The following is a 10874-nucleotide window of genomic DNA, read 5'->3' as shown; positions in this document are numbered from 1 at the left end:
TCAATGAATATAAATAGTTCTTATTTTTTTTATATATATTTTTTAGAAGTTTCCAAAGAACTTAAAAAAGGATAAGAAGTCATCAATAAAAATTATAACTTTAGGATTTTAAATGAGCGATGTTAAGTCAGATATTCAAATAGCTAGAGAGGCTAAAATGCAACCTATAAATGATATTTTAGCAAAAATAAATGTGCCCGATGAAAGTGCTGCTTTCAGCCCAATGGGAAGACACATCGCAAAAATAAACTTAGAGTATCTTGATACTTTAAAAGACAAACCTGATGGTAAATTAATTCTAGTTACCGCAATAACTCCTACTCCCGCTGGTGAAGGTAAAACTACAACTTCAGTTGGATTAAATGACGGTTTAAATAAAATCGGAAAAAAATCTATCGTATGTTTAAGAGAGCCGAGTCTTGGACCATCGTTTGGTATGAAAGGTGGAGCTGCAGGAGGTGGATACGCACAAGTAGTTCCAATGGAACAAATTAATTTACATTTTACTGGAGACTTTCATGCAATTACCTCAGCTCATAATCTTTTATCAGCACTAATTGATAATCATATCTATTGGGGAAACAAACTAGATATAGATGTTAGAAGAATTGTTTGGAAAAGAGTAATGGATATGAATGATCGTTCATTAAGATCTATAAATATAAATTTAGGTGGAGTTGCTAATGGTTTTCCAAGAGAAGATGGTTTTGATATAACTGTTGCATCTGAGATCATGGCAATCTTTTGCTTATCAAATGATTTAGAAGATTTAGAAAAAAGAATTGGAAATATAACTATTGCATACACAAGAGATAAGAAGCCTGTATTTGCAAAAGATTTAAAAGCTCAAGGTCCTATGACTGTATTATTAAAAGATGCTATCAGACCTAACGTAACTCAAACTTTAGAAAATAATCCTGCTATCATTCATGGTGGTCCTTTTGCAAATATTGCACATGGATGTAATTCTGTAATTGCAACAAAAACTGGATTAAAACTTGCTGACTATGTGGTTACTGAAGCAGGTTTTGGTGCTGACTTAGGAGCTGAAAAATTTCTCGATATCAAATGTAGAAAATCAAATTTGAAACCAAGTTGTGTGGTTATTGTTGCAACAATTAGAGCTCTAAAGATGCATGGTGGTGTTGCAAAAGATGATCTTAAAAATGAAAATGTAGATGCTCTTAAAAAAGGACTTGTTAACCTTGAAAGACATATTCAAAACGTTCAAAAATTTGGTCTTCCTGTGGCTGTTGCAGTTAACCATTTCATTAAAGACACAGATAATGAAGTAAAAGCTTTAATAGAATTTTGTGATGGAATGGGAGTTAAAGCAAGTCTATGTACTCATTGGGCTAATGGTGGAGAAGGTACAAAAGAACTAGCGGCTCATGTTTCTGACTTATGTGAAAAAAATGAGGCTAAATTTCAGTTTTTATATGAAAGTAAAACTCCATTATTTAAAAAGATAGAGACTATTGCTAAAGAAATTTACAGAGCTGACGAAGTAATTGCTGACACAAAAATTAGAGACCAATTAAAAGGTTTTGAAGAAGCTGGTTTTGGAGAATTGCCAATTTGTGTGGCTAAAACTCAATATAGTTTCTCAACTGACCCAAGTCTTAAAGGGGCTCCAACGGGACATGCTTTACCTATCAGAGAAATTAGACTTTCATCTGGAGCTGAATTTATTGTTGTTGTTTGTGGGGCTATTATGACAATGCCTGGATTGCCAAGAGTTCCAGCTGCAGACTCTATTAAACTGAACAAAGATGGCGAAATTGAAGGTCTATTTTAAATTAGTTCTTTAAGTAATTAAGCCAATTTCGAACTTCACAAGTTCTATCATTAAAGTTCAATAATTCATTCTCAGACTCTATGTATGAAATATGGTTTTGATAATCGTTTTCACTAGAAAAATTTTTATTTTTAAATAATCGTTCTTTACGACCAGCAATAAGTTTAAGCATCTGAAAATATTCATAATCAGGATGATATTGCAAACCAATAATTTCAGAATTGCCTGCTTTAAACTTAATACCCATCACATTATTAACTTTATCACTTGATAAAAGAATTGCATTTTTTGGTAGCTCACTTACTTCATCAAAATTGAATGCTGGTGAAGTAAAGATATTTTTTTTATCTTTGTAGATAAAATGACTCATCCCTTTGTTATTAATTATTACATCAGATGCAATTCCTATATGTGCACCATTTTTACCTGGATTTACTTTACCTCCAGCAGCTGTTGAGCAAACTTGAAGCCCCCAACATATTGCTAAAATTTTATTTTTATATTCAAAACAATCGGAGGCAAATTTGATATGTTTTTTAATTACATCTGTCATATCATTTATTCTCATTGCGCCACCAGTAAAAACAATACCATTATATTTGTCCATATTGTTAAGAGCATCTGCTGTCTCATCATCATGTCCGGGATTTATAATATTTGTATTAGTTGATGGTTCTAATTTTAATATCAAATTTTTTAAATTGTCTGCAGCGGAAGCGCCAGCAGCTTTTATAAAAAACTCACTATCTTCTCTAATGTTTCCTTCGACAATTAAAATATTTAAACTTTTCATCTAAATAATTCTCCTGACATACTGTGTTGATACATCAGCTTCATATCTTTTTCAGACAACTCTTTTGGGTTTCCTCCAGTTGAAGGATCTGCAAAAGCCATTTTTGATAATCTATCAAGATCAAAATCTTTTTCATTCATCACTTCGGATAATTTATGAGGCATACCTAGTTTTTTTCTTAAATCTAAAACCCAATTAACAAAACCATCAAAAGATCTCTCTTTAAGTTCTAAATAATCACAAATCTTTATTATCTTTTTTTCAATTACATCTCTATTAAAAGTTAAAACATAAGGCATGAATATTGCATTGGATAAACCATGGTGGATATTGTTTAAAGCATTTACAGGGTGACTTAATGAATGAATTGCTCCTAAGCCTTTTTGAAATGCTGTTGAACCCATACTAGCTGCCGTAAGCATATTTAATCTTGCTTCAATATTTGATCCATTATTAACTGCCTCTAACAACCATTCATTAATTATTCTCATACCTTCTAAAGCAATTCCATCAGCCATTGGATGGTATCCTGGAGCACAATAAGCTTCTAGATTGTGTGCTAAAGCATCCATACCTGTTGCAGCTGTTATTTCAGGTGGAAGACCGACTGTCAAAACTGGATCTAATATAACAATTGAAGGTAAAAATTTTGGATGAAAAATTATATTTTTTACTCCTGTTTCTTCATTTAAAATCACAGACGCTCGTCCTGTTTCTGATCCTGTTCCAGCGGTTGTTGGAACAGCAATAATTGGTGCAATTTTATTGGAATTAGCTTTAGTCCAATTATCTCCTACATCCTCAAAATCCCATAAAGGCAAAGTTTGTCCAGACATAAATGCTATGGCTTTTCCAACATCTAAGCCACTACCACCCCCGAAAGCTATTACTCCATCACAACTATTTTCATTAAAGTAGTTAACACCCTCAGTTACATTTGTTCCCGACGGATTACCTATTACATTTGAATACAACGCAACTAAAATACCATTTTCTTGAAGATTATTTATTGTATCAACAACAATTTTTGATTTAGCAAGACCGTTATCTGTGACTAATAAAGGTTTATTAATATTTAAATTTTTACAAGCAAGACTTAAATCTTTAATTCTGTCTTTGCCAACCCACATAGTTGTTGGGTAATTCCAATTTGAATTCATTTACCAATTGATTTCTAATTTTTTATTTTCACAAATAGTATTTAACATACTAAACATTAAAGGGAAATTTTTACCATTTAAATCTTCTAGTATTCTTGGTCCAATTTCTAAGGCAAGTTGAGCACCCTCTACAGTAATATTTTTCATAAATCTTTCTTTAGCTTCACTATACAAATAACCTTCACCTAAATATTTTCCCATTACACTATTTCTTCCACCAATAGCACTAACATATAAATCACCAAGACCTGCTAAGCCATAAACTGTCTCTGGTTTACCTCCATAATAAGAAACAAATTCAACCATTTCTGAAATTGATCTATGAATTAATGAAGCCGCAGTATTTACAAAATATTTAGACTGAACTTCTTTTGTAGCTTTAGAATTGCTTAATCCCTGTGATGCACCAATTAACATAGAGTATATATTTTTAATTGCTCCTGATAACTCCACTCCAGATATATCTTCAGATATTTCAGTAGAGTAATAATTTGTTGAAATCATTTCTTTTAATGACTGACATTCTTTAACGTTTTTGTTAGCAATAATAGTCCCAGTTCTCATTTTGTTTGCTAAACCAGCTGCTAAACAAGGACCTTTTATAGCTGAAATATTAATTTCTGAGTGACCATCTTTTTCTAGAAGATCTTTTATTTTGTCCGACAGTGTCATAAGCTCATTATCTACAATAGATAATCCTTTTGTTAATAAAACAATTGGTAATTTTTTTTTGTAGTTTTTAGATATTTGTTTAACAAACCACTCAATACCTATTGAGCTTATGCCTGCAACAATTAAATCTATATCTTGCTCTAGATTAGATTGTAGTTCTTTAAATTTGATGAATTTTATTTGTTTTGGAAGTTTTGTTTTTAATCCAGGATGAAAATGATCGTTAGAAATAATATCTTTAATTAAATCATCTTCTAAATGAGTTCCAGCAATTGTGACATCATTTTTGTTTTCAACACAAGGAACCGCAAAGGCAGATCCCATCGCTCCAGAACCTACTATAACTATTTTTTTCATAATCCAGTTTAAGTTGCTGGATAATTACAAGTTGTTTTCATAAATTATACGTATCTAAATACAAATATCGCAAATAAGGAAGAGATAAATGTTGCAAAAAATAGATTTAAATCTGTAAGACCAAGCCAAGCTAAATGAATAAATGCAGCACTTAATAAAGATACAAAAAGTCTATCTCCTCTTGTTGTATTTAGAGTTAAAACTCCTTTTCTTGGGTTGCCACCAGGACTCTTTTTTTCCCAGAAATACATAACTGTGAGGCAAAGAGCTATAAAGATAAAAAAACTTGCTGTAGGCCATGTCCAAGCCATCCATTTTATAAAATCAAAATCAAAAAGACCTTTTTCTTTTGCTTTACCAACTGTATTCCAGGTATTTGTAGCTGCATGTAGATTTGTAAAAATCATACTCTCCCCATTGCAAATCCTTTAGCAATATAATTTCTTACAAAGTAAATTACTACTGCTCCAGGTATAATAGTTAAGCTTCCTGCTGCTGCTAATAATCCAAGTTCATAACCTGATGTACTTGAAGTTCTTGTCATTATAGCTGCAATTGGTTTAGCTATTGTAGCTGTTAAGGTTTTTGCCAACAATAACTCAACCCAAGAAAACATGAAACAAAAAAACATAGTTATACCTATTCCAGCAGCTATTGTAGGAATAAAAATTTTAAAGAAAAATTTAGGAAAAGAATAGCCGTCAACATAGGCAGTTTCATCTAATTCTTTAGGAACAGCAGACATAAATCCTTCTAATATCCAAACAGCAAGAGGAATATTAAAAAGACAATGAGACAGCGCGATAGCTATGTGTGTATCAAATAAATTTACTGATGAGTAAAATTGGAAGAAGGGTAAAGCGAAAACAGCAGGTGGAGCCATTCTGTTTGTTAAAAGCCAGAAAAATAAATGTTTATCACCTAAAAATTTATATCTTGAAAAAGCATAGGCAGCAGGAAGTGCTGCGGACACAGAAATTATAGTATTGAAAACTGTGTACGTAATAGAATTTACGTAGCCCATATACCAGGTGCTATCCGTGAATATTGTTCTATAATTATCTAATGTAAAATCTTGTGGCCACAATGAATAAACATTTATAATTTCAGTGGTTGATTTGAATGACATATTTAACAACCAATAAATAGGCAACATTAAAAAAATTATGTAAAATGTTGGTACTACCCATTTTATTTTTTTCATGTTTTTCCCTCATCTTTCATCATCAAGCTGTAAAAAACCCAACAAATTAAAAGCACAATTAAAAAATAGATAAGTGACATAGCAGCTGCAGGTCCGAGATCAAATTGACCTAAGGCCATTTTTACTAAATCCAAAGACAAAAAATTAGTTGCATTACCAGGGCCACCTCCTGTTAAAACAAAAGGTTCTGTGTAGATCATAAAACTATCCATAAACCTTAAAAGTATAGCTAATGTTAAAACTTTTTTCATTTTTGGTAGTTCGATATATCTAAAAATATCCCATCTACTAGCACCATCTATCTCTGCAGCTTGATAGTAAGCTGGCTGAATTGAATTTAAACCCGCGTAAGATAAAAGAACAACTAAAGAGGTCCAATGCCAAACATCCATAAGAATAGTTGTGAACCAAGCATCTCCACTTTGTTGAGTAAAATTATAATCAAAACCAAGTGAATTAAGAGAGTTCCCTAAAAAACCTATATCCGGAAGAGCAAATATATTCCACATAGCACCCACTACATTCCAAGGTATTAATAACGGCATTGACATTAAAATTAAACAAACAGGAACTCCCCAACCTTTTTTAGGCATAGTTAAAGCAATAGCTATTCCTAGAGGCAACTGAATTAGAAGAATTATAAAAGTAAATATAAATTGTCTTCCTAATGATGCATGAAATCTCTCGGAATGTAAAATTTGTTTGAACCATCTTGTTCCTTCCCATGCAAAAACATTACTTCCAAAAGTTTCTTGGAAGGAATAATTAACAACAGTCATTAATGGCACTACAGCATTAAATGCAACAAGTACAAATACAGGAATAACAAAGAACCAGGCTTTTTGATTATATGTTTTGTTCATTATTCAACTATCCAATCATCTCCGTATACATATGTATATTTTTGTTCAAAAGTTATATGCGCACTATCACTAGGTATTTCAGTAGAAGAATTGGCTAAAATTTTAATACTTCCACTACTACACTCAGTATCAATTACTTTATGTCTTCCTGTATCACTAACTCTTTTGATCTTTACTTTAATTCCATCATTAGAAAATTTAATAAATTCTGGTCTAATACCTAATTGCGTTTTACTAAATTTTGTTTTTTTAAAACTGTTATTACTAGGTATTATCTTTCCTTCAAAATTAATTTGACCATTTTCAATTTCACAAGGAAGAATATTCATACCTGGTGAGCCAATAAAATGTCCTACAAAAGTATGTTTTGGTTTTTCAAATAATTCCACAGGGGTACCTGTTTGAACAATTTGACCTTCATGCATAACCACTACTTCATCCGCAAAAGTTAAGGCTTCAATTTGATCATGGGTAACATAAATCATAGTCCGATTAATTTTTTGATGTAATTCTTTTAACTTTGACCTTAAAACCCATTTTAAATGAGGATCAATAACTGTTAGAGGTTCATCAAACATAATTACATTCACATCTGATCTCACCAATCCTCTTCCTAAAGAAATTTTTTGTTTTCCATCCGCTGTTAAACCAGCAGCTTTATTATTCAGAGTTGATGTTAGTTCCAACATTTCTCCAATTTCTTTTACCTTTGAGTCTATTTCTGTTTTAGAAAGACCTCTATTTTTAAGTGGAAAGGCTAAATTATCATAAACAGTCATTGTGTCGTATATAACTGGAAATTGAAAGATTTGAGCAATATCTCTCTCAACTGGATTTAAAGCCGTTACATCCTTATCATCAAATAAAATTTCTCCTTTAGTTGGTTTTAATAAGCCTGAAATAATATTTAATAATGTTGTCTTTCCACATCCAGAAGGGCCTAATAATGCATAAGCTCCTCCGTCTTTCCAATCAATATTCACTCCTCTTAATGCCCAGTCTGCATCATTACTTTGCTTTGACAAATAACTATGACTTAAATCTTTTAAAGTAATTTTAGCCATTGGTTACCAATCTGTTATTTGCATCAAAATATAAAAACTCATCCACATTCATAAATAATTTTGTGTTCTCACCAATATCTTTTTGTTGAACACCGTTTGATAACGAAACCCAGTTAAGTTTTCCATTAGTAAAATGAATTAAACTTTCTGACCCACTTAATTCAGAAATCAAAACTTTTCCATTAATTTCAACTGAATTATTTCCCTCTTTGTATGTAGTTATGTTGTGTGGTCTTATGCCAATTTTATAGTCTCCATCTTTGATCTTTATGTTTGATTTCCATTGAACGTTGTAATCTTTTAATTTGAACATCTCTCCACTTTTACTTATTTCAGCTATATTCATTGGAGGGTCGCTAAATACTTTAGCTGAAATTAAATTTTCAGGTTTATTATAAACATTTAAAGTTTCTCCGTACTGAATAACACGTCCTTCTAATAATGTTGCCGTGTTTCCACCTATCATTAATGCATCCAAAGGTTCTGTTGTTGCATATACAACAATACAATCTCTATCTTCAAAAAGTTTAGGTAATTCTTCTCTTAGTTCTTCACGAAGTTTAAAATCTAAATTAGCTAATGGTTCGTCTAGCAATATTAAATCTGAATCTTTTACCAGTGCTCTAGCTAAAGCAGTTCTCTGCTGCTGTCCTCCGGATAATTCATCAGGTTTTTTATTTAACATAGCTGATAATTTTAAGAGTTCAGCAACTTTTCCTACTCTTTCTTTAATTTCATCAGTCTTCACACCAGTAATTTTTAATGGTGAAGCAATATTTTCAAAAACTGTAAAATTAGGATAATTGATAAATTGCTGGTAAACCATAGAGCAATTTCTTTTTTGAACTTCTTTGCCAGTAACATTTTCATCATTAAACCAAATTTCACCTGACGTAGGTTTGTCTAGACCAGCCATAATTTGCATAAGTGTTGTTTTACCTGCAAGTGTAGAACCTAATAAAACATTAATTGTATTCTTTTCTAATTTTAGATTAGTTGAATATATATGAGTTTCTATTCCTACTTTTTTCTCAACATTTTTTAATTCTAAACTCATATTTGTAATTTACTTATTATTTGTAGTTAGCTCTAAAAAAAGGGGGCAGTAAATGCCCCCTCTTAAATTTAGATTAACCTAGGGTTACTTCCAAGCGTCTTTGTATGCTACGGTTTTACCTTGAGGTTTCTCATTAACTTTGGCTTTTGGCGAACCAGCCTTATTTAACCAATAAGAAGTTTCTCTTGGTTTATTAAGTCTTGGTCCACATCCACCGTACGCGTTACTAGCTTTGTCAGCAGCTTCCATACGAGACATAACTAAGTCCATCTCATCTGCAAGACGATCCATAGTTTGTTGTGGTGTAAATGTACCAGAGTTAACTTCTCCAATATGCTGCCACCATAATTGTGCTAGCTTCGGATAATCTGGAACATTGATACCTGTTGGAGACCACACATTTCTATTGTCTGATCTATAAAACTCAATAAGTCCACCTAATTCAGGTGCTCTCTTAGTGAAGTGTTTGTCGTTTAAAGTACTCTTTCTTACGAAAGTTAAACCAACATCAGCTTTTTTAAGAGACACAGTTTTTGAAACTGCAAATTGAGCGTACAACCATGCAGCTTTTCTTCTCTCAACGTCAGTAGACTTAAACAAAGTCCATGATCCAACGTCTTGATATCCAAGCTTCATACCTTCTTCCCAATAAGGTCCTTTAGGTGATGGTCCCATTCTCCATAAAGGCATACCGTTTGCATCAACTACTTTATTGTTAGGATTTTTTCCTACTAAAGAAGCTGTGAAAGCTGTGTACCAGAAAATTTGCTGAGCAACATTTCCTGAAGAAAGAGATGGTAAAGACTGATAAAAGTCCATAGCTGCTGCTCCCGGAGGTGCATAAGCTCTTAACCATTCATCCCATTTTCTGATTGCGTATACTGCAGCAGGGCCATTAGTAGCTCCACCTCTTGATACGTTAGCACCAACTGGATTACAAGTACCTGCTTCCATTCTAATACCCCATTCGTCTACAGGTACTCCATTAGGTAGGCCTTTACTTCCTCCACCAGCCATTGATAACCATGCATCAGTCATTCTCCAACCTAAGTCAGGAGCTCTTTTACCATAGTCCATATGACCATAAATATTAACACCATCTATCTTCTTCACATCTTCTGAAAAGAATTTAGCGATATCTTCATAAGCAGACCAGTTTACTGGTACACCTAATTCATAACCATACTTAGCTTTAAATTGTTTTTTAATCTCAGGTCTGTCAAACCAATCTTTTCTAAACCAATAAAGGTTAGCAAATTGTTGGTCTGGTAGTTGATAAAGATTTCCATCTGGACCTGTTGTAAATTGAAGTCCTATGAAATCATCTAAATCTAAAGTTGGTAAAGTTACATCCTTACCTTCTCCAGCCATCCAATCTGTTAAGTTTACAGCTTGTTGCATACGTGCGTGCGTACCAATTAAGTCTGAGTCATTAACATATGCATCGTAAATACTTACGTTAGTTTGCATTTGTGTTTGAACAGCCATCACTACATCACCCTCTCCTATGATTTGGTGTTGTACTTTGATGCCAGTTATATCTTCAAACGCTTTTGTAAGAGTCTTAAACTCATACACGTGAGTTGGAATACCTTCTGAAACTACTTTTAAAGTCATTCCTGCGAATGGCTTAGCAGCTTCATGAAACCACTTTAGCTCTTTCTCTCTTTCTTTAGCGGATAGAGTAGATAAACTAAACTCACCGTTAGACCATTTCTTAATTGCAGCCATATGACCGTCTGCAAATACACTAGAAACAGTTACGATTGAAAACCAAACAGCAATAGTAAAAATAGTTTTTAATTTATTAATCATTACTTCTCCCATTATTTGGTTATTGTTTATTTTTGAGTATTCATGTTAACTTGAACAAGGAGTGCATGTCAAAAAAAAATTCAATTTATAC

Annotated in this window: 10 protein-coding genes; 1 reads left to right on the top strand and 9 read right to left on the bottom strand. The window is 32.5% G+C overall.

The window, feature by feature from the left end:
* The first annotated feature begins 112 nt into the window (after positions 1 to 112).
* Positions 113 to 1798: a formate--tetrahydrofolate ligase gene (locus ACIJYF_RS01930; protein ID WP_435117293.1), complete on the top strand. Its 1686-nt coding sequence runs from the start codon at positions 113 to 115 to the stop codon at positions 1796 to 1798.
* A 1-nt stretch (position 1799) separates the two neighbouring features.
* Here ACIJYF_RS01930 and ACIJYF_RS01925 read toward each other — a convergent pair whose 3' ends face one another.
* The 9 genes from ACIJYF_RS01925 to ACIJYF_RS01885 all read right to left on the bottom strand — a co-directional run bounded on the left by ACIJYF_RS01925 (position 1800) and on the right by ACIJYF_RS01885 (position 10783).
* Positions 1800 to 2591 carry a glutamine amidotransferase-related protein gene (locus ACIJYF_RS01925; protein ID WP_435117291.1) on the bottom strand — a complete coding sequence of 264 codons (792 nt, stop codon included), beginning with the start codon at positions 2589 to 2591 and terminating at the stop codon, positions 1800 to 1802.
* Complete coding sequence (locus ACIJYF_RS01920) at positions 2588 to 3751, bottom strand: iron-containing alcohol dehydrogenase (protein ID WP_435117288.1); 1164 nt, start codon at positions 3749 to 3751, stop codon at positions 2588 to 2590. Before ACIJYF_RS01920 ends, ACIJYF_RS01925 begins: the two co-directional genes overlap by 4 nt.
* The gene (locus ACIJYF_RS01915; protein WP_435117286.1) at positions 3752 to 4780 is read right to left on the bottom strand and encodes a glycerol-3-phosphate dehydrogenase; all 1029 of its coding nucleotides are present in this window, start codon (positions 4778 to 4780) and stop codon (positions 3752 to 3754) included.
* A gap of 44 nt (positions 4781 to 4824) precedes the next feature.
* Positions 4825 to 5091 carry a DUF2160 domain-containing protein gene (locus tag ACIJYF_RS01910; protein ID WP_435117960.1) on the bottom strand — a complete coding sequence of 89 codons (267 nt, stop codon included), beginning with the start codon at positions 5089 to 5091 and terminating at the stop codon, positions 4825 to 4827.
* A 92-nt stretch (positions 5092 to 5183) separates the two neighbouring features.
* Positions 5184 to 5984, bottom strand: a complete 801-nt coding sequence (locus ACIJYF_RS01905; RefSeq protein ID WP_435117284.1) for a carbohydrate ABC transporter permease — start codon at positions 5982 to 5984, stop codon at positions 5184 to 5186.
* Positions 5981 to 6847: a carbohydrate ABC transporter permease gene (locus ACIJYF_RS01900; RefSeq protein ID WP_435117282.1), complete on the bottom strand. Its 867-nt coding sequence runs from the start codon at positions 6845 to 6847 to the stop codon at positions 5981 to 5983. Before ACIJYF_RS01900 ends, ACIJYF_RS01905 begins: the two co-directional genes overlap by 4 nt.
* On the bottom strand, positions 6847 to 7911 hold the full coding sequence (locus ACIJYF_RS01895; RefSeq protein ID WP_435117280.1) for an ABC transporter ATP-binding protein: 1065 nt from the start codon (positions 7909 to 7911) through the stop codon (positions 6847 to 6849). The genes ACIJYF_RS01900 and ACIJYF_RS01895 overlap by 1 nt, the downstream gene beginning before the upstream one ends.
* Positions 7904 to 8968 carry an ABC transporter ATP-binding protein gene (locus ACIJYF_RS01890; RefSeq protein WP_435117278.1) on the bottom strand — a complete coding sequence of 355 codons (1065 nt, stop codon included), beginning with the start codon at positions 8966 to 8968 and terminating at the stop codon, positions 7904 to 7906. Before ACIJYF_RS01890 ends, ACIJYF_RS01895 begins: the two co-directional genes overlap by 8 nt.
* Positions 8969 to 9052: 84 nt before the next feature.
* On the bottom strand, positions 9053 to 10783 hold the full coding sequence (locus ACIJYF_RS01885; protein ID WP_435117276.1) for an ABC transporter substrate-binding protein: 1731 nt from the start codon (positions 10781 to 10783) through the stop codon (positions 9053 to 9055).
* Between the last annotated feature and the right edge of the window lie 91 nt (positions 10784 to 10874).

It is taken from the genome of Candidatus Pelagibacter bacterium nBUS_49, from assembly GCF_051200925.1.
Classification (GTDB): domain Bacteria; phylum Pseudomonadota; class Alphaproteobacteria; order Pelagibacterales; family Pelagibacteraceae; genus Pelagibacter.
The sequence above is the reverse complement of the archived record's forward strand: the minus strand, read 5'-3'. Positions and strand labels throughout refer to the sequence as shown.